The organism is Bartonella sp. F02 (assembly GCF_026929975.1).
Classification (GTDB): Bacteria; Pseudomonadota; Alphaproteobacteria; order Rhizobiales; family Rhizobiaceae; genus Bartonella.
The window spans coordinates 22,154-41,436 of sequence record NZ_JANHOK010000005.1 but is presented as its reverse complement, the minus strand read 5'-3'; the positions used below and the strand labels follow the sequence as shown (position 1 = coordinate 41,436).

The following is a 19,283-nucleotide window of genomic DNA, read 5'->3' as shown; positions in this document are numbered from 1 at the left end:
ATAAGTTTGTCTTTTCCCTTTCAGCAATCTTTTGTAAGATCTTTTTGCGATAGAATTTAATATAACCAAAATAACTATTCCATTCTCTGTTGAGCAAGAATAAAAAGAACCACTCTGTTGAGCAAGAATAAAAAGAACCACCCTGTTGAGCAAGAATAAAGGAAGAAACAATGGATGAATTTACAAGTCTTCTCACAAAACACGCTCACAGCGTAGAACAACGGCTCGACACGCTTTTAAACAATCAAACCCGAAATGGTGAAATTACGCGTCCTGAAATTTTACTCAAAGCCATGCGCCACGGTGTTCTCAACGGTGGGAAGCGTTTGCGTCCTTTTTTAGTCATCCAAAGTGCTGCTCTTTTTGATATTCCTCCTGAACACTCTCTTGATATTGGTGTCGCACTAGAATGTGTTCATTGTTATTCGCTCATTCACGATGATCTTCCTGCTATAGATAATGACACGTTACGACGTGGACAACCCACTGTCCATAAAGCATTTGATGAAGCAACGGCAATTCTTGCAGGAAATGCTCTTTTAACTTTTGCCATTGAAATTATCTCACACAAAGCGAGCCAACTCACGCCAGAAATGAGAATTGCGCTTATCACAACACTGACACAAGCAGCCGGACTTGGTGGTATGATAGGTGGCCAGATGCTCGATCTTGAATCTGAAAAAAAACCGCACGACTATGATACCATTATCACACTCCAACGCATGAAAACAGCAGCACTTATTCGCTTTGCATGTCAAGCTGGTGCGATCATTGGAAATGCCTCTTCAGAAATGACACAAAAACTTGCTGATTTTGGTTCCTATATTGGTCTCGCATTTCAATTGGCTGATGATATCCTCGATGTTACGTCAAATACAAAAACTCTTGGAAAAACAACAGGAAAAGATGAAGCCGCAAATAAAGCAACTCTTGTTAATCTTTATGGTATTCAAAAAACAGAAAAAAAACGTGATGAACTCATTTGCACTGCAGAAGAACTGCTTCACCCTTTTGGCAAAAAAGCAGAACCTTTAAGACAAGCAGCACGTTTTATTGCAACACGAAAACATTAAATAAAACCTGCATTTTTTCTCTTTATTCCCAAAACAACAACAAAGGAAATACTCTACTGATTTCATCCGCGTCCAAAACGTGTATGAATATATTCACCTAATATTGTTTCAAATTCTTCAGCAATATGAGAACCACGCAATGTTTTAACTTTTTTACCTTCAATAAAAACAGGTGCCGCTGGCGATTCTCCCATTCCAGGTAATGAAATCCCAATATCAGCTTGTTTTGACTCTCCGGGTCCATTGACAATACACCCCATAACGGCCACCTTTAACCCTTCAACACCAGGATATTTGTCACGCCAAACGGGCATATTTTTACGCAAATCCGCTTCAATTTTTTGTGCCAATGTCTGAAAAACTGTCGAAGTCGTGCGCCCACATCCAGGACAAGCAACAACAACAGGCAAAAATTGCCGAAATCCCATCACCTGTAAAAGTTCCTGACAAACACTTACTTCTCGTGTTCGATCTCCCCCTGGTTCAGGTGTCAGTGAAATACGGATCGTGTCACCAATTCCCTGCTGTAACAAAACGCCTAATGCCACAGAAGAAGCAACAATGCCCTTTGTTCCCATCCCAGCTTCTGTTAACCCCAAATGAAGCGCATAATCACACCGTTCAGCTAAAGAAGTATAGACAGCAATTAAATCTTGTACATCACTCATTTTGGCGGAAAGAATAATTTTATCACGCCCTAATCCTATCTCTTCTGCTAATAATGCTGAACGCAGCACAGATTGAATCACCGTTTCTCGCATAACTTCAATAACAGACAAAGGCTTTTCCTGCTTAGCATTTTGATCCATCAGCTCTGTTAATAATACATTGTCAAGCGACCCCCAATTCACACCTATGCGAATTGGTTTATTGTAGCGGCAAGCAATTTGAATAATTTCTGTAAACTGCTGATCTTTTTTTGCACCAAAGCCTACATTCCCAGGATTAATTCGATATTTTGATAGCGCTTCGGCACATGCAGGATATTCTGCTAAAAGTTTATGACCAATATAATGAAAATCCCCTACCAACGGGACAAAAATACCTAACCGTTCTAATCGCTCACGTATTCTAGGAACCGCTGCCGCAGCTTCATCACGGTCAACCGTTATTCGTACCAATTGTGACCCAGCTCGCCATAAAGAAGCAACTTGCGCAACAGTTGCATCAACATCAGCAGTATCCGTATTTGTCATAGACTGAACCACAACAGGGTTATCGCCTCCAACAGCCACATCCCCTACTAGGACAGCAACAGATCGACGCCGCTCTAACGGTTTAGATAAATAATGTGCGGAACTCATCAATTTCTCGAACTTTCAAGATCTGCAGTATAATGCACTATTATGACAATTTTTTTTTAAGTACAATTCAAAAAATATTTCATAAAGTGCATAATGATCAATTTCGTGCAATCTAAGAACCAAATTCATGCAACTTTTTAATCTTCAAACCGTTATAGAAAATCTCAGACACAATTCTGAACATTCTCAAGCAGCATCAAAGATGGAGGAGTTAAACCCATGTGTATATTTTCTAACTGTTTCCGAAAAGGTAAAATCAAGAAACACATTGCACACTTAAAAAATGAACTGACACCCAACAATCATTGGTTCTCTAATAACAACAATACAGGTGCTCTTTCTTCCATGTTCAACACATGGAAACAAAAAGGACGTCATGCTCTTTATCATCTCAATGAACACACTGAAGAATTAAAAAACAAAGTCAAAGAAAACCCTAAAACAACGATTGCATTAGCAATGGGAGTTGCTTTAACCAGTTTTTTATTCATGCGTAAAAAATAACAACGCATTCATTCATTGATAAATCAGATCTTTTTAATGCCCACTGAAATGTGGGTTTTCTTGTTACTTCTTAAAAAACTTTGAAAGAAAAAAATTAAAAAAATAACATCTTCCAAAGAAAAGTGATGATAAACCATATAAAATCTTCTAAAGTAAATACCCACTTGCTATAAAGAAACGGTAAAAAAAGCAAACTTAAAATAGTCAATACCTTAACCTCCAGAAGCATATTATAAGAGATTACTCCATGTAATTTCTTACATATTAGACATAAGCTTCTTAATCCCTACTTATTTTGCATTAAATAAATTATATGCGCTATGAATCATAAACAGATCACATAATTTGTGTAGAATATCCAATCACAGTATTAATTTTTAGTCATAAAAATTCTGATTTTTCCTCAATCACATAATACCCCGCATAATTTATGAACCTTTTTGTTATTCAGTCTAAAAAAAACAATAAAATATCTAACATCCACCATAAATGGATATCAATACAACTCACCTTTCCTTATCATCAGCAATCAGCTTACAATCACCAGAATTTTCAGATACACATTGCGCATATAGGAAAACACATTGTTTTTCCCATAGGTCAACAAAAAGAAAAAACAGTATCCACTCGAAATAAAATCTTCTTTTTGCCAACTTTTGATCATTTGAAATAAAATATATGGATTTTCCCCGTCAATTTATGAGCTTATAGCAACACTAAAGACTTGAAAGAGAGAGTAGCAACTACCAATCTTTGACAATGATCTTTTTCTTTTGGTTCTTCCATAAACAATGTTTTTCTTTTTAAGATCACGCCTAAAGTGCAATTTGTCAAATATCTTTAAAAAGATTACCAACACAATCCTTACAATGCCAAAACATCGCTCTCAATCCACCGCGTTTAAAGCTCTCTCAACGATCTCAATAAATGAGGAAAAATCTTTTCTTGTTTTTAAACAATGAACCAGAACACAGTGAACAAATGATAATAAAGTTCCTATTTTCATCAAAATAAGCAAATCTCCAATGAATTACGAGAAGAAATAAAATTCTCAAAAGACAAGGCTGTTATTTTGATAATACAATCAAAATGAACCCATCAACTTTTTTACTTTTGCAATTATTGCAAATATCCTTTTTGAGAAGCCAGAAAAGCAGCACCTCATTCTGTAATTTTCCGCTCATATCATGAAAAAAGAAAAAATCACAATAACATTGAGTCTTACTGACAATAATAATGCTCAATACAAAAGGATAATAAACTGATCACAAAATAAAAAAATGATACATTCTGACAGGAGTTTTTTAAAAAATACTGAAATGTATTTTTGCAGCAGAAACAATACAGCTGTATTTTTGCTGTTTATATTCTATTCCTATTCGGTTTTATCTCTGCAAATATATTTTAAGTGTTCATCAATTGATGAAACAAATCCTTAACCTCACATTTTTTTTCATCATTTGAGCTGGAATCAATCATTGCTCGAACCTGCAAAATTCTTCTTTCCAATTCGTCTAAAGAAAGGTGATCAGCAGCAATCACATTCTCAACTAAAAGCGAGCAGCCTTCAAATGTAATATCAGCGACACCTCCTAAAACAGCAAACAACTTTTCTCCTGAAGAAGAAAAAACCCGCAGACTTCCCGGTACAATATTTGCCATTAAAGGCGCATGACGCGCCATAACGGTTAAATAGCCTGAAGCGGCAGGAAGAACAACCGACGTCACTCTCTCTGAAAAAACAAGTTTTTCAGGCGATACAAGTTCAAATAAAAAACGCTCTGTTTTATTGTTTTCCACAGGTCCCTCTTGTCATTTCTACGACAAGCATTTGTCGTATAGCTTTCTTATGAAGAAGCTTCTGCAATTAAACGCTTTCCTTTTTCAATGGCTTCATCAATCGAACCCACCATATAAAAAGCAGCTTCTGGCAAATCATCATAATCACCAGCACAAAGCCCTTTGAATCCTTTAATGGTATCTTCTAAAGGTACGAGTTTTCCCGGTGATCCTGTGAAAGCTTCAGCCACATGGAACGGCTGTGAAAGGAAACGTTCAATTCTCCGTGCCCGCCCTACCAATAATTTATCTTCTTCAGAAAGTTCATCCATTCCAAGAATAGCAATAATGTCCTGCAAAGCTTTATAGCGCTGCAAAATTGTTTGAACCTGAGAAGCAACAGTATAATGCTCTTCTCCTACCACTAACGGATCCAACATACGCGAGAAAGAATCAAGCGGATCAACAGCTGGATAAATTCCCTTCTCTGCAATTGAACGAGAAAGAACTGTTGTCGCATCCAAATGCGCAAAAGATGTTGCAGGTGCTGGATCGGTCAAGTCATCCGCTGGGACATAAATAGCCTGAACAGATGTAATAGATCCTGTTTTTGTACTCGTAATTCGTTCTTGCAAAGCACCCATATCGGTTGCCAAAGTTGGCTGATACCCCACAGCGGAAGGGATACGTCCTAAAAGAGCTGAAACCTCTGCACCAGCTTGTGTAAACCGGAAGATATTATCAACGAAGAAAAGAACATCTTGCCCTTCATCGCGAAAACTTTCTGCAATAGTCAATCCTGAAAGAGCAACACGGGCACGTGCTCCTGGTGGTTCATTCATTTGCCCATAAACAAGCGCACATTTGGATCCTTCTGCTGAGCCATTATTTTCTCTCGGATTCACATTCACGTGACTTTCGATCATTTCATAATAAAGATCATTTCCTTCACGTGTTCGCTCTCCCACACCAGCGAAGACTGAATAACCTCCGTGAGCTTTCGCAATATTGTTGATAAGTTCCATAATTAAAACGGTTTTACCAACACCAGCTCCTCCGAACAAACCAACCTTTCCACCTTTTGAATAAGGTGCCAACAAATCAACAACTTTAATACCGGTTACAAGAATTTCTGATTCCGTAGATTGCTCAACATATTCAGGTGCCTCTTGGTGAATTGAACGTTTTTTCTTTGCAACAATGGGTCCAACATTATCAACCGGCTCTCCAATAACATTCATAATACGACCAAGTGTTTCTTCCCCAACAGGAATACTAATCTGCGCTCCTGTATCAAAAACCTTTTGACCTCGCACAAGACCATCTGTTGTATCCATAGCAATCGTACGCACCGTATTTTCACCCAAGTGCTGTGCTACTTCCAAAACCAATCGATTGCCTAAATTGTCTGTTTCTAATGCATTGAGAATATTTGGTAATTCTCCTTCGAATTGCACATCAACAACAGCTCCAATAACTTGTTTGACATGACCAACAGATCCTGTCGCATCAACCTTTTTCGGAGATGTTTGTGTAGAACCAGAAGAATTTTTCACATCCGCTTGAGACTTCGAAGCGGTTTTTTTTACGCCCGAACGAGCAACTGGCTTCTTTTCTTCAGCTTTTGATGCTCCCTTTTTTGACGTCGCTGCTTTTACCATAAACCCTTACCTTCTCAATTTAAAGCGCTTCAGCGCCCGCAATAATTTCTACCAACTCTGTAGTGATCTGCGCTTGACGTTGACGATTATACGTCACTGTCAATTTATTAATCATTTCACCTGCATTGCGCGATGCATTATCCATAGCACTCATCTTCGCCCCCATCTCACCGGCAACATTTTCAAGCAAAGCACGAAAGATTTGTACAGAAAGATTGCGCGGCACAAGATCATCCAACAAAGAAACAGCATCTGGTTCATAATCATAAACTGTCGATTGCAAAACTTCACTTTTACCTGCTTTTTCAGCAATCTCCATTTTATTCGAAGCGTTTTTTTGAGAGACCGTTGGAATCAAACCTAAAGCTGTTGGACGCTGATTAATCACTGAAATAAATTCAGAATAGAAAAGCGTACACACATCAAATGCGCCCTCATCAAATAAATCAATAATGCGCTGACTAATAGCTGCTGCTTCTGTAAAACTAATGCGTTTTACGGAACGTAAATCAACATGATCAATCATCAATTCTTTAAAATCACGGAGTAGAATATCTGCCCCTTTTTTTCCAACCGTTATAATTTTAACCGTCTTACCAGCAGAAAGCAGCGCATGAATATGCTCACGAGCATGACGCGCAATTTGTGTATTAAAAGCACCACATAAACCACGCTCTGCCGTGCAAACCACCAAAAGATGCACATCATCTCGTCCTGTTCCACGCATTAAAGGTGGTGCATCAACTCCATCAATATCAGCAGTCACATTTGCTAAAATAGCAGCCATACGCTGCGCATAAGGACGCGCAGCCTCCGCCGCCTCTTGCGCACGATGCAGCTTTGCCGCAGCAACCATTTGCATTGCTTTGGTAATCTTTTGTGTTGCCTTAACCGAGGCGATACGGTCTCTCAGATCATTCAACGACGCCATTCAAGCATTCCACTAATCAATTACGAAAAATTCTTTGCATAAGTATCAAGGACAATCACCAACTTCCCTTTAATATCATCCGTTATCTGTTTTTGATCAGCAATAGCATCCAAAAGATCCTTATGATCACTCCGCAAAATCGCTAAAAGACCTTGCTCAAACCGACTTACATCAGAAATTTCTAATTTATCCAAATAGCCATTCACACCAGCAAAAATAACAACAACCTGTTCTTGTGTTTTAAGAGGTGAAAATTGCGGTTGCTTCAACAGTTCCGTCAAACGCGCTCCACGATTTAAAAGTCGCTGTGTTGATGCATCCAAATCTGAACCAAATTGCGCAAAAGCAGCCATTTCTCGATATTGAGCTAATTCACCTTTGATCGACCCTGCAACTTGTTTCATCGCTTTAATTTGCGCAGCAGAACCAACACGCGAAACAGAAAGACCAACATTTACAGCAGGACGGATTCCTTGATAAAATAAGTTTGTTTCTAAGAAAATCTGACCATCAGTGATTGAAATCACATTCGTTGGAATATAAGCAGAAACATCATTAGCCTGCGTTTCAATCACAGGTAAAGCAGTCAAAGACCCAGAACCATGATCCGCATTTAACTTCGCAGCCCGCTCCAAAAGACGAGAATGAAGATAGAAAACATCTCCTGGATAAGCTTCACGACCCGGTGGGCGACGAAGCAAAAGAGACATCTGACGATAAGCTACCGCTTGTTTTGAAAGGTCATCGTAACCGATCAAAGCATGCTGCCCATTGTCACGGAAATATTCTCCCATAGCACATCCAGCAAGAGGCGCTATAAACTGCATTGGAGCTGGGTCAGAAGCTGTAGCTGCAACAATGATAGAGTATTCAAGCGCACCACGTTCTTCCAAAACCTTAACAAATTGCGCAACCGTTGAGCGTTTCTGGCCAATCGCAACATAAATACAATATACTTTATCTTGATCATTTCCAGCCCCTTTCTCATGAAAAGGTTTTTGGTTCAAAAATGTATCAAGCAAAATCGCCGTCTTACCGGTTTGTCGATCCCCGATCACCAATTCACGTTGCCCACGTCCAATTGGAATCAATGCATCAATTGCTTTCAATCCAGTTGACATTGGCTCATGAACAGATTGCCGCGGGATAATACCTGGCGCCTTAACATCCACACGACGACGCTCTGTTGTTTTAATCGGTCCCTTTCCATCAATGGGGTTACCAAGCGCATCAACAACACGTCCAAGCAAAGCAGGCCCAACTGGAACATCCACAATAGCGCCTAACCGTTTAACAGTATCACCTTCGCGGATATCACGATCCGCCCCAAAAATCACAACCCCAACATTATCAGTTTCCAAATTAAGCGCCATACCGCGCACTCCATTTGAAAACGAAACCATTTCACCTGCCTGGATATTATCCAAACCATAAACGCGGGCAATACCATCACCCACAGACAAAACCCAACCAATCTCTGAAACTTCAGACTTTTGATCAAAGTTTCTGATTTGCTCTTTTAGGATTTTTGAAATTTCGGACGGCCTAATATCCATCAACTGACCTCTTTTTTCAATGCAAGCTTAAGCGAAAATAATTTTGTCACAAGAGACGTATCAATCTGACGAGACCCAAAGCGAACAATAAGCCCACCTAGAATCGTCGGGTCAACAGAAATACGTAGCGAAACTTTTCCTCCAACAACACTTTCCAACGCTGCACACAATTCTTCTTTTTGATTCGCATCCAAAGGACGCGCTGAAATAACTTGTGCTGAAACTTCTCCGCGAAACGCAGAAATGTGCTGCTGAAAAGCGTGTAAAATACTAGGCAAAGCAGAAAGTCGGCGATTCATTGCAACAACACGCAAAAAATTACTAATAATCCGACCAGCTCCCTCATCAGAAAAACCAATGCCATCACAAACAGAATACATTACTTTAATTTGCTCTTTCGCTGAAAAAAATGGACTCTGCACGAATCGCTTCAAATCCTTATTTTGATCCAAAAAAGCTTGAAGAGATGTCAAAGCTTTTTCAACTTCTTCAACACATCCTGCTTCTTGAACCAAATCAAAAAGAGCCTGCGCATAGCGCCGGTTCACTAATGGAAGCGGTATAAGAGAAAATGAATCCGACACGAAATACCGCCTCTTTCCCTTGAGCAATTCTCTGATGGTTACCAGATAATAATAGAACAAAAATTTTGAATTTTAAGAATCTTCTTCTTGAAATTCAGAACAAAAAAACTATTCAATTTTTAGCACAGACATTATTAACTCGCAACACCACAAAGCAATGCTTTTTCATTTTTTTCAAAAAAATAATATCATATTTTGAAGAAAAGACCTTTTAAAGACAAGTAAGCATTATATTTTCATGATTTCATTATGACTTTTTCATTCTCACATTCTTTTTTTAAAACATCTGTCAAAAGAAGAACAGTCTCTTTCAAGCTTAAACATGAGATTTTATTCTTTTGCACTGTCCTATAAACCCAATTTTTCCAATCATTAAACTCAACAGTGTCTTTCACACCACTCTATTACAACGAATATATTCCTATTTTTTACAGAAAGCTTTGTGGATCAATATCAATTTGAAGGCGAATCGAGCTTTTTATTTTAGGTGCACGATTCAACATTGTGCGAATAAATCCTTGTATATCAAAAGAACGGAGCCCATGCAGCAAAAGCCGAAATCGGTAACGCCCACGCACTAAAGAAAGAGGTGCTTCTGCTGGTCCCATAACAGACACATTTTGTACCGATGGTGCAGCTTGACGTAAGGCACGTGCATAACCTTCTGCCAATTGACGTTGTTCGGAAGAAATAATTAATGAAGCAAACCGTCCATAGGGAGGTAAATGATAATGCTGACGTGCTGCAATTTCACGCTTATAAAAATTATCCCGCTGTCGTGAAAGTAAAGCCTGTATCACTGGATGATCGGGCTGATACGTTTGCAATAATCCTATACTTTCTAACCCAGTGCGCCCCGCCCTCCCTGTAACCTGTGATAACAACTGAAAGGTTCGTTCACCAGCACGCAAATCACCATTGGCAAGACCAAGATCAGAATCAATCACTCCCACCAAAGAGAGCCCCGGGAAATGGTGTCCTTTTGCGATAAACTGCGTTCCAATAATAATGTCAACATCTCCATTTGCCATTGCGGCTAATTCTTGGCGTAATTGACTGATACCACCTTTTAAATCCGTTGATAGAATCAATAACCGTGCCTGAGGAAAAAGCTTTTGTGTTTCTTCAGCAATTCTTTCCACCCCTGGCCCACAAGCCACTAAATGATCAAACGTTCCACATTCAGGACAGAATTCTGGAATAGGCTGATGATACCCACAATGATGACATTTAAGTTGACCCTGCGAACGGTGCTCCACCAGCCAACTTGAACAATCCGTACAATGAAAGCGATACCCACAAACGCGACACAATGTTAAGGGAGCGTAGCCGCGTCGATTAAGAAAAAGAAGAGCCTGCTCACCTTTATTTAAAGTTTGTTCCAAAGCATGTTCAAGAACAGAAGAAATAAAACGTCCTTTCTCCACACCCCCATGACGCATATCCACAACCTGTAATCGTGGCAATGCCGCCGCATTAAACCGTGATGGCAAACATATATGCTGATAGCGCCCCCACAAAACATTAACCTGACTTTCAATAGAGGGAGTTGCTGAAGATAAAATAACAGGAAAATGTTCAAAAGATCCTCGTGCAACAGCCATATCACGAGCATGATAAAAGACGCGTTCTTCTTGTTTGTAAGCGCCATCATGTTCTTCATCGACAATAATTAATCCAAGATCTTGAAAAGGAAGGAAAAGGGCTGAACGTGCTCCCGCAACAACACGGACTTTTCCTTCTACAACTTGCCGCCATACACGCTCTCGACGACGCGGTGTTAAATCTGAATGCCATTCAGCAGCTGATGCACCAAAGCGCGCATGGAAGCGATCTAGAAATTGCTGTGTTAAAGCAATTTCCGGCAATAAAATCAAAATCTGTTTCCCACAAAGGAGCGCTTGAGCCACTGCTTCAAAATAAACTTCTGTTTTTCCAGAGCCAGTAACCCCATCAAGCAAAAAAACCTGAAATTGAGCAGCAAGGACACCTTCCCGCAAAAGAGCTGCTGCAGTTTTCTGTTGCTCTTCTAAAACAGGTGAACAAAAATCAGGATTCGGCGTCGCCACAAGGGTTGGTTCTGGCACCACTGTCTCTTCAAAAACCCCAAGCGACTTTAAACCATCCACAACCGATGCAGAAGTCCCAGCTGCATGAGCGAGACCAGAACGCGTCCAAACAGTACCATCACGTGCCAGTTCTAACACACGTGATCGCGCCGGCGTTAAACGATCAACATTTCCTCCACAATAACGCAAACCGAGAATAGGCGCTTCTGGTTCTAAAGCAGCAGGCACACACAAAACCAACCGTCCAATAAGACCAAAAGGAGCCATTGTATATTGACTAACAAAACGCAAAAACGCGATCGTCTCAGTTTTTAATGGTGGACAATTAAAAACATGCGCAATCAAACGGAGTTTTTCGCGTGCAACTGGTGCAATAACTTGTCCATTGATTGCGGCTTGTTCACCCAGTGCAACCACAAAACCACAAACCTCGCGTCCTGCAACAGGAACGCGAACAAAAGAACCGATCTCAATTTTCATATGAGGTGGAACACCATAACTATAAGCTTGAAAAACAGGAAGCGGAACCAAAACGGAAACAATTTGTATATCTGTATTGTTTGATTTCACTTTTGACACCATCACTATTTTTGCATTTTGTTTTTTACGCTTTTCTTGCTTCCACGATTTTTCATTGTTTTGATTTATTCACTTCACCTTTGCAACACAACAATTGTTTTATATTGATACTCATAGATCTCCTCCTTTTTTATTTTTCGTGTCTCAACGATTTTTAGCGCATCATATCATATAAGATATGTGATGCATCTCTTGCTTTTTTATTCACCAATAGCGCATAACATTAATAAGGGGAATCATAAGAAGCATTAAAAAAGCTTTTCAAAACCCAAGGAGATCGAGAATGAAATTTTTCGTGGATAGCGCTAACATTGAAGAGATCCAAGAATTACAAAATTTAGGCCTAGTGGATGGGGTCACCACAAATCCTTCTCTGATTCTAAAATCTAAACGCAATATTCTTGAAGTGACAAAAGAAATTTGCACATTTGTTAAAGGACCTGTTTCTGTCGAAGTCGCGGCATTAAAATATACAGATATCATGAAAGAAGCTGCTGTTTTAGCAAAAATTGCTGACAATATTTGTATCAAATTGCCGATAACGCTCGATGGCCTGAAAGCTTGTAGAGCATTAAAAACACAAGGATTGAAAACAAATCTTACCCTCTGTTTTTCTGCCACACAAGCTCTCCTTGCCGCAAAAGCGGGAGCAACTTTCGTTTCTCCTTTCATTGGCAGAATTGATGATTGCGGAATGAGTGGTGTAAAACTCCTTTACGAAATTCGCACTCTTTATGATCAATATGGTTTTACGACACAAATTTTAGCAGCTTCAATCCGCACCACCAATCATGTTAAAGAAGCCGCTTTCAGTGGTGCAGATGTTGCTACAATTCCACCAAAAATCCTAAAATCTCTCGTCACACATCCTTTAACCGATCAAGGCTTGCAAATACTTTCAGAGGATTGGCGTAAAACAGGACAAACGATCACGTAAAAACAGATTAAGATTTTGCAAGATCTTTTGCAAGCAACATAAAAATCTGTTCAGCTAATTCTTCTGCGGCTCGTTTTTTTGCATCTTTTTCGGCCTGCAGCGTTGCATATTCTTGGAGAGGACGATCAAAAGATGCGCTCATCACACCTTTCCCTCGTGCAACAAAAATATTCTTCATATCTTTAAGAATATAAGAAGCTTGGCTGATCACTGTCCCCATGGAAGGACGTCTTTCTCTTTTTGTATCTTTATCCATATATCGACTTTCTTCTACCTGTACAGAAGTCTGTGTCAAAACTGATGTTTGGAGCGATAACTGATACAAAGGAACAGAAGGCTCACTTCCATTCCCATACATAAGAAAGAGTAAGCGATTGCGAACCATTTGTCCGAAATGATCTGTCGGTTCTTCCACGACAATACTTGCTAATTTTTGAGAAAGGCTCGCAGAATCCTTTTCTGCAAGCTTTCCACGAGAAACAGAGACCATTTCTGTTGGAACTTGTGAGACTTGTCGATAGAGAGGTTCAATTGTACACCCACCAACGAGCACCGACACGCAAACAAGAAACAAAAAACGACTAAACAACAACATTAATGATCCTTTGCGGGACAATAATAATTTTCTTTGCTGATTTGTTGGCTAATTGTGCTTGCACAAAACCAAGAGCCAAAACAGCTTTTTCAATCGTCACTTTATCAGCTTCTGTAGAAATTGTTATTTCTCCTCGCTTTTTTCCATTAATCTGTACCGGCAAAGTGATACACTCTTCCACAATTAAAGCTGGATCATAAACGGGCCAAGAACGCTCAGAAATCAGCGTTTCTCCTCCTAATGCAGCAGAACATTCTTCTGCTAAATGAGGCATCATTGGCGCTATCATTGCACAGAAAAAATCCATTGCCTGACGCAACGCTGATTTCATATCATCTTCAGCATTTTCTGCGGTATTCACTAATGGTGCTAGCGTATTTAATAATTCATAAAGACGAGCAACAGCTCGATTAAATGCAAGCTTTTCAAGATCATCTTCCACAGCACATAATGTGCGATGAACTGTTTTTGACAGTTCTAAAGCAGCACCTTGACGCCCAACATGGGGAACAACTTCTCTTAAAATTGGAGCACTTGAAGCAACCACACGCCACACACGCTGAACAAAGCGATGGGCGCCTTCAATCCCCGCTTCTGTCCAAATGACATCACGTTCTGGAGGAGAATCAGATAGCACAAACCAACGCACCGTATCTGCTCCATAAGAAGCTACAATATCATCAGGATCAATCACATTCCTTTTTGACTTTGACATTTTTTCAATCGAACCAATACTGACTTCGCTGTGATCAGAAAGTTTATAAGCTTGACGTTTTCCATCTTGTTCAACAATCGAAATTTCTGTCGGTGAAACCCATCCTTGATCATCTCGATAGGTTTCATGAACAACCATGCCTTGCGTAAAAAGCCCTTCAAAAGGCTCATCTTCAGTGACATACCCCGTCAACTTCATCGCACGCATAAAAAAACGCGCATATAAAAGATGTAAAATTGCGTGTTCAATTCCTCCAATATATTGTTGAACAGGCAACCATTGACCCGTTGCTTCTGGATCAATTGGTTCTTGCGCCCAAGGTGCTGTAAAACGAGCGTAATACCAAGAAGAATCAACAAATGTATCCATTGTATCGGTTTCACGTTTTGCCGACTGACCACAAGAAGGACAAACAACCTTCTGCCATGTTTCATGATGCGCAAGCGGATTTCCAGGTCGATCAAAAGTAACATCATCGGGCAAAACAACGGGCAAATCAGTCCGCGGAACAGGAACAACCCCACACTCTGCACAATGTATCATCGGAATGGGGCATCCCCAGTAACGTTGACGCGAGATTCCCCAATCGCGCAATCGAAACTGCACAGTTCTTTTCCCTTGAGGTTGATGATTCAAGCACTGTTCTTCTAGCCGTTTAGCGGCTTCTTCAAAAGCTTCTTGTGGCGTAAGACCATTTAAAAATTCTGAGTTTATTATCTTTCCATCCCCAGTATAAGCTGTATTAGAAATGACAAAACTCTGAGGATCAACATCTTTTGGCAAAACCACGGGCTGAACAGGAAGATCATATTTGCGTGCAAAATCTAAATCCCGCTGATCATGCGCCGGACAACCAAAAATAGCTCCTGTTCCGTAATCCATTAAGACAAAATTGGCAATATAAACAGGAAGACGCCATGTCGAATCAAACGGATGAATCGCAAAAAGAGGTGTACGAAATCCTTTTTTTTCAGCTGTCTCAAGCGCAGCAGTAGTTGTTCCACCACGCCGACACTCTTCAATAAAAGCAGAAAGCGCCTTGTCTTTTTGTGCTAATTTTTGTGCAATCGGATGATCCACTGAAAGCGCTAAAAAAGAGGCTCCAAATAAGGTATCAGGACGGGTTGAATAACAAACAACTTCATCAAATTCATCAACAGCATTACCAGCATCTGCATAACTTAACGCCCAACGAATAAGAAGACCTTGTGATTTTCCAATCCAGTTTTTTTGCATAACACGAACTTTTTCTGGCCATTTCTCCAGTTTTTCAAGCCCTGCTAATAGATCTTCACTAAAATCACTGATTTTGAAAAACCACTGTGTTAATTCGCGCTGTTCAACCAACGCACCAGAACGCCATCCACGACCATCAACAACTTGTTCATTGGCTAAAACTGTATGATCAACGGGATCCCAATTGACCTTTGCCACTTTGCGTGTAATGAGCCCTTTTTGGTAAAAATCGAGAAATAGCATTTGTTGACGGTGATAATAATCCACATCACATGTTGCAAATTCACGTGACCAATCTAACGAAAGCCCCAATTGTTTCAATTGATTCCGCATAACAGCAATATTTTGATAGGTCCACGTTTTCGGATGCACTTTATTTTGCATAGCAGCATTTTCAGCCGGCATACCGAAGGCATCCCATCCCATTGGATGTAAAACATTAAATCCCTTGGCACGCTTATAACGCGCAACAACATCTCCCATCGCATAATTACGCACATGCCCCATATGAATACGTCCCGAAGGATAAGGGAACATCTCTAAAACATAATATTTTTTGCGTTCTTTGTCTTCAGTGGTTTGAAAAAGTTTTCTTTCATCCCAAATTGTTTGCCATTTTTGTTCCTGTGCACGTGGATTATAGCGTTCGATCGTCATTCTTATGATACTCTATTAACAAAATTAAACAAAAAAGCCTTCAAATGCTTCACCATGGATTCGAACCTTCGTCAAGCGTTTCGACAAATATTTTGGAATCTTTTATAAACAATAACACATACGATAAAACCCAAAACAGAAAGCAGATATGATCATGAGCGAAAATGAAACCACTCTTGTTGACACTTGGAAAAATCTTAAACAAGAAATTGCTGAAACATGTGAAGAGTATCAGCGCTCTTTAGAGAGTGTTCAACTCATGGCGGTTTCAAAAACTGTTTCTGCAGACTGTATTATCCCTCTGCTGCAAGCGGGCCAATTGCTCTTTGCTGAAAACCGCGTGCAAGAAGCAGCTGAAAAATGGCCTCTTTTGCGCCAACAATTTAAAAACATTGAACTTCATCTCATTGGTTCTTTACAATCCAATAAAACAGCCGAAGCGGTTAAAATTTTTGATGTCATTCAAACTGTCGATCGAGAAAAAATAGCGAAAAGTTTAGCTGAAGAAATGAAGAAACAAAATAAATATCTCCCTTGTTATGTTCAGGTCAATATTGGATTAGAGCCTCAAAAAAGCGGCATTGCACCTCAAGAAGTCGCTTCTTTCGTCGCTCAATGTAAAAATCACTATAAACTTGATATTATCGGTCTTATGGCCATCCCTCCAGCGCAAGAAAACCCTGGCCCATATTTTGCTCTTTTAGCAAAACTTGCAGCAGAATCCGGTCTTTCAAAACTGTCAATGGGGATGTCAAATGATTTTAAAATCGCTCTTCAATTTGGCTCCAATATCCTTCGCATTGGCTCCGCTTTGTTCGGACAGCGCCTCAGCTAAGCATTTTCTGATTCATTCGAAACATCTTTCCCCATAAATAATCCCATAAAAAACGTCGTCAGTAAGACGTGAAGAAGAAAACTGTAAAATTGACTACTCAAACCTTTATGACTTAATCTAACAATAAGTTTTCACAACATAAGAAAAAACTTATGGGAAAATAAACCAAAAAACAGAACAATGAAAAACGGAATGGGTTATTTTTTCAACATAAAATGGGAACAATATGTTCAATGGGAGGTAAATTATGTCTAAAGAAATCTATCCAATCTCGGATGATATTAAAAAAAACGCCTTGATTGATCCCGAAACTTATCAAAAATGGTATCAAGAGAGTATTAATGATCCGGAAACCTTTTGGGCCAAACATGGTCAACGAATTGAATGGTTTAAACCTTATACAAAAACAAAAAATACTTCATTTGAAAATGATATATCCATTAAATGGTACGAAGATGGACAAACAAATGTTGCCTATAATTGCATTGATCGACATTTAAAAAATAATGGTGACAAAATCGCACTGATTTGGGAAGGCGATAATCCTTATCATGATAAGAAAATAACGTATCATGAACTTTATGAACATGTTTGTCGCTTTGCAAACATCTTAAAGAACCATGGAATTAAAAAAGGTGACAGAGTCACTCTTTATTTACCGATGATTCCTGAAGCAGCTTATGCCATGCTTGCATGCGCTCGTATTGGTGCCATTCACTCAGTTATTTTTGCAGGATTTTCTCCTGAAGCCATAGCAGGACGCATTGTCGATTGTGAATCTACATTTATCATTACAGCTGACCATGGTCTGCGTGGAGGAAAAACCATCAATTTAAAACACAATGTTGATCGTGCCATTGAGATTGCAGCAAGCCACAATGTTCATATAAAACGCGTCTTAGTCGTCCAGCGCACAAATCAAAAAATTGATTGGATCAAAGGACGTGATTTTTGGTACCATGAAGAATTACGTCATGCTGAAGCTTCTTGCCCACCAGAAGACATGAATGCTGAAGATCCTCTTTTCATTCTCTATACTTCAGGCTCAACAGGGAAACCAAAAGGCGTTCTTCATACCACAGCGGGTTATCTTGTCTACACATCCATGACTCATCAATATGTTTTCGACTATCATCCGCACGAAATTTATTGGTGTACTGCTGATATAGGCTGGATCACTGGCCACTCTTATCTGCTTTATGGACCTTTATGCAATGGTGCAACCACTTTAATGTTTGAGGGTTCCCCAACGTTTCCCGACCAAGGTAGACTTTGGGATATTGTTGATAAACACAAAGTCAATACGCTCTATACCGCTCCAACGGCTATTCGCACTTTAATGGGTGCAGGTGATTCATTTGTCAAACGCTCAAAGAGAACATCTTTGCGTCTTTTAGGAACCGTGGGTGAACCGATTAATCCAGAAGCTTGGAAATGGTTCTATCAAACAGTTGGAGACAGTCGCTGCCCCATTGTCGACACATGGTGGCAAACCGAAACAGGGGGACATATGATCACTCCTCTCCCCGGTGCAACAGAACTCAAAGCTGGATCTGCTACACGTCCCTTCTTCGGAATTAAGCCTGAAATTGTTGATGCTCAAGGAAATGTTTTAGAAGGTGAAGCAGAAGGCAATCTCTGTTTCATCGATTCATGGCCTGGACAAATGCGAACTCTCTATAAAAATCACGAGCATTTTATTCAAACATATTTTTCTTCGTATAAAGGCAAGTATTTTTCAGGCGATGGTTGTAAACGGGATAAGGATGGTTATTATTGGATTACAGGACGGGTCGATGATACACTCAATGTTTCTGGACACAGATTGGGAACCGCAGAACTTGAATCAGCGCTCGTTGCTCACCCCGCTGTTTCAGAAGCGGCTGTTGTGGGGTATCCGCATCCCATTAAAGGACAAGGAATTTATAGTTTTGTTACTTTAATCGATGGAACGGAACCTTGTGAAGAGCTTAAACAAGATCTCATTCAATATGTCAGAAAGGAAATTGGACCTATTGCCACATTGGATACAATTCAATTTACCGCAGATCTTCCTAAAACACGATCAGGAAAAATTATGAGACGTATTTTACGCAAGATCGCTGAAAATAATTGTGATAATCTGGGAGATGTATCCACTCTTGCAGAACCACAGGTCATTGACGATCTTATCGCAAACCGTCAAAATACAGAATTAAAAACTTAAAATAATCAATTAAAGAAAAAGGGGGAAAGAAAAAATGAAAGAGAAAACCGCTAAAATTACTG

The 19,283-nt window shown here is 39.7% G+C and carries 14 protein-coding genes; 5 read left to right on the top strand and 9 right to left on the bottom strand.

Annotated elements, in window-relative coordinates:
• The first annotated feature begins 170 nt into the window (after nucleotides 1-170).
• Entirely contained in the window at nucleotides 171-1,073 is a 903-nt protein-coding gene (locus tag NPY00_RS05000) for a polyprenyl synthetase family protein (RefSeq protein ID WP_269020980.1), read from the top strand.
• Between the two features lie 62 nt (nucleotides 1,074-1,135).
• Here the strand turns inward: NPY00_RS05000 and ispG are convergent, their stop codons facing one another.
• Nucleotides 1,136-2,377, bottom strand: a complete 1,242-nt coding sequence (ispG, locus tag NPY00_RS04995) for a flavodoxin-dependent (E)-4-hydroxy-3-methylbut-2-enyl-diphosphate synthase (RefSeq protein ID WP_269020979.1) — start codon at nucleotides 2,375-2,377, stop codon at nucleotides 1,136-1,138.
• A gap of 219 nt (nucleotides 2,378-2,596) precedes the next feature.
• Here ispG and NPY00_RS04990 point away from each other — a divergent pair, with 219 nt between their 5' ends.
• Complete coding sequence (locus NPY00_RS04990; protein WP_269020978.1) at nucleotides 2,597-2,881, top strand: hypothetical protein; 285 nt, start codon at nucleotides 2,597-2,599, stop codon at nucleotides 2,879-2,881.
• Nucleotides 2,882-4,285: 1,404 nt separating this feature from the next.
• Here the strand turns inward: NPY00_RS04990 and atpC are convergent.
• The 6 genes from atpC to NPY00_RS04960 form a co-directional block, all read right to left on the bottom strand.
• Nucleotides 4,286-4,681: an ATP synthase F1 subunit epsilon gene (atpC, locus tag NPY00_RS04985; protein WP_269020977.1), complete on the bottom strand. Its 396-nt coding sequence runs from the start codon at nucleotides 4,679-4,681 to the stop codon at nucleotides 4,286-4,288.
• Between the two features lie 47 nt (nucleotides 4,682-4,728).
• Complete coding sequence (gene atpD / locus NPY00_RS04980; RefSeq protein ID WP_269020976.1) at nucleotides 4,729-6,321, bottom strand: F0F1 ATP synthase subunit beta; 1,593 nt, start codon at nucleotides 6,319-6,321, stop codon at nucleotides 4,729-4,731.
• A gap of 19 nt (nucleotides 6,322-6,340) precedes the next feature.
• Nucleotides 6,341-7,252, bottom strand: a complete 912-nt coding sequence (locus NPY00_RS04975) for a F0F1 ATP synthase subunit gamma (protein ID WP_269020975.1) — start codon at nucleotides 7,250-7,252, stop codon at nucleotides 6,341-6,343.
• Between the two features lie 20 nt (nucleotides 7,253-7,272).
• Nucleotides 7,273-8,808 (bottom strand): F0F1 ATP synthase subunit alpha, encoded by a 1,536-nt coding sequence (gene atpA, locus NPY00_RS04970; protein ID WP_269020974.1) that lies wholly within the window; start codon nucleotides 8,806-8,808, stop codon nucleotides 7,273-7,275.
• Nucleotides 8,808-9,392 (bottom strand): F0F1 ATP synthase subunit delta, encoded by a 585-nt coding sequence (locus NPY00_RS04965; RefSeq protein ID WP_269020973.1) that lies wholly within the window; start codon nucleotides 9,390-9,392, stop codon nucleotides 8,808-8,810. The genes atpA and NPY00_RS04965 overlap by 1 nt, the downstream gene beginning before the upstream one ends.
• Nucleotides 9,393-9,820: 428 nt before the next feature.
• Nucleotides 9,821-12,031: a primosomal protein N' gene (locus tag NPY00_RS04960; RefSeq protein WP_442864032.1), complete on the bottom strand. Its 2,211-nt coding sequence runs from the start codon at nucleotides 12,029-12,031 to the stop codon at nucleotides 9,821-9,823.
• A 292-nt stretch (nucleotides 12,032-12,323) separates the two neighbouring features.
• Here NPY00_RS04960 and fsa point away from each other — a divergent pair, with 292 nt between their 5' ends.
• A complete protein-coding gene (fsa, locus tag NPY00_RS04955) occupies nucleotides 12,324-12,977 on the top strand; it encodes a fructose-6-phosphate aldolase (RefSeq protein ID WP_269020971.1) in 654 nt (217 codons plus the stop codon).
• 7 nt (nucleotides 12,978-12,984) lie between these two features.
• On the opposite strand, the gene NPY00_RS04950 is transcribed toward fsa, so the two are convergent.
• Entirely contained in the window at nucleotides 12,985-13,572 is a 588-nt protein-coding gene (locus NPY00_RS04950) for a hypothetical protein (RefSeq protein WP_269020970.1), read from the bottom strand.
• Complete coding sequence (gene leuS / locus NPY00_RS04945; RefSeq protein ID WP_269020969.1) at nucleotides 13,559-16,180, bottom strand: leucine--tRNA ligase; 2,622 nt, start codon at nucleotides 16,178-16,180, stop codon at nucleotides 13,559-13,561. Before leuS ends, NPY00_RS04950 begins: the two co-directional genes overlap by 14 nt.
• A 154-nt stretch (nucleotides 16,181-16,334) precedes the next feature.
• On the opposite strand from leuS, the gene NPY00_RS04940 reads away from it, so the two are divergent.
• Together NPY00_RS04940 and acs are read left to right on the top strand one after the other, a co-directional pair.
• A complete protein-coding gene (locus NPY00_RS04940) occupies nucleotides 16,335-17,015 on the top strand; it encodes a YggS family pyridoxal phosphate-dependent enzyme (RefSeq protein WP_269020968.1) in 681 nt (226 codons plus the stop codon).
• Between the two features lie 247 nt (nucleotides 17,016-17,262).
• Nucleotides 17,263-19,221 (top strand): acetate--CoA ligase, encoded by a 1,959-nt coding sequence (gene acs, locus NPY00_RS04935; protein WP_269020967.1) that lies wholly within the window; start codon nucleotides 17,263-17,265, stop codon nucleotides 19,219-19,221.
• Nucleotides 19,222-19,283: the final 62 nt, after the last annotated feature.

Excerpts from the sequence above, each read along its gene's own strand:
- leuS (WP_269020969.1), bottom strand. The coding sequence starts at position 16,180 with ATGACGATCGAACGCTATAATCCACGTGCACAGGAACAAAAATGGCAA.
- NPY00_RS04975 (WP_269020975.1), bottom strand. The coding sequence starts at position 7,252 with ATGGCGTCGTTGAATGATCTGAGAGACCGTATCGCCTCGGTTAAGGCA.
- NPY00_RS04940 (WP_269020968.1), top strand. The coding sequence starts at position 16,335 with ATGAGCGAAAATGAAACCACTCTTGTTGACACTTGGAAAAATCTTAAA.
- NPY00_RS05000 (WP_269020980.1), top strand. The coding sequence starts at position 171 with ATGGATGAATTTACAAGTCTTCTCACAAAACACGCTCACAGCGTAGAA.
- fsa (WP_269020971.1), top strand. The coding sequence starts at position 12,324 with ATGAAATTTTTCGTGGATAGCGCTAACATTGAAGAGATCCAAGAATTA.
- NPY00_RS04950 (WP_269020970.1), bottom strand. The coding sequence starts at position 13,572 with ATGTTGTTGTTTAGTCGTTTTTTGTTTCTTGTTTGCGTGTCGGTGCTC.
- ispG (WP_269020979.1), bottom strand. The coding sequence starts at position 2,377 with ATGAGTTCCGCACATTATTTATCTAAACCGTTAGAGCGGCGTCGATCT.
- atpD (WP_269020976.1), bottom strand. The coding sequence starts at position 6,321 with ATGGTAAAAGCAGCGACGTCAAAAAAGGGAGCATCAAAAGCTGAAGAA.
- atpA (WP_269020974.1), bottom strand. The coding sequence starts at position 8,808 with ATGGATATTAGGCCGTCCGAAATTTCAAAAATCCTAAAAGAGCAAATC.
- acs (WP_269020967.1), top strand. The coding sequence starts at position 17,263 with ATGTCTAAAGAAATCTATCCAATCTCGGATGATATTAAAAAAAACGCC.
- NPY00_RS04990 (WP_269020978.1), top strand. The coding sequence starts at position 2,597 with ATGTGTATATTTTCTAACTGTTTCCGAAAAGGTAAAATCAAGAAACAC.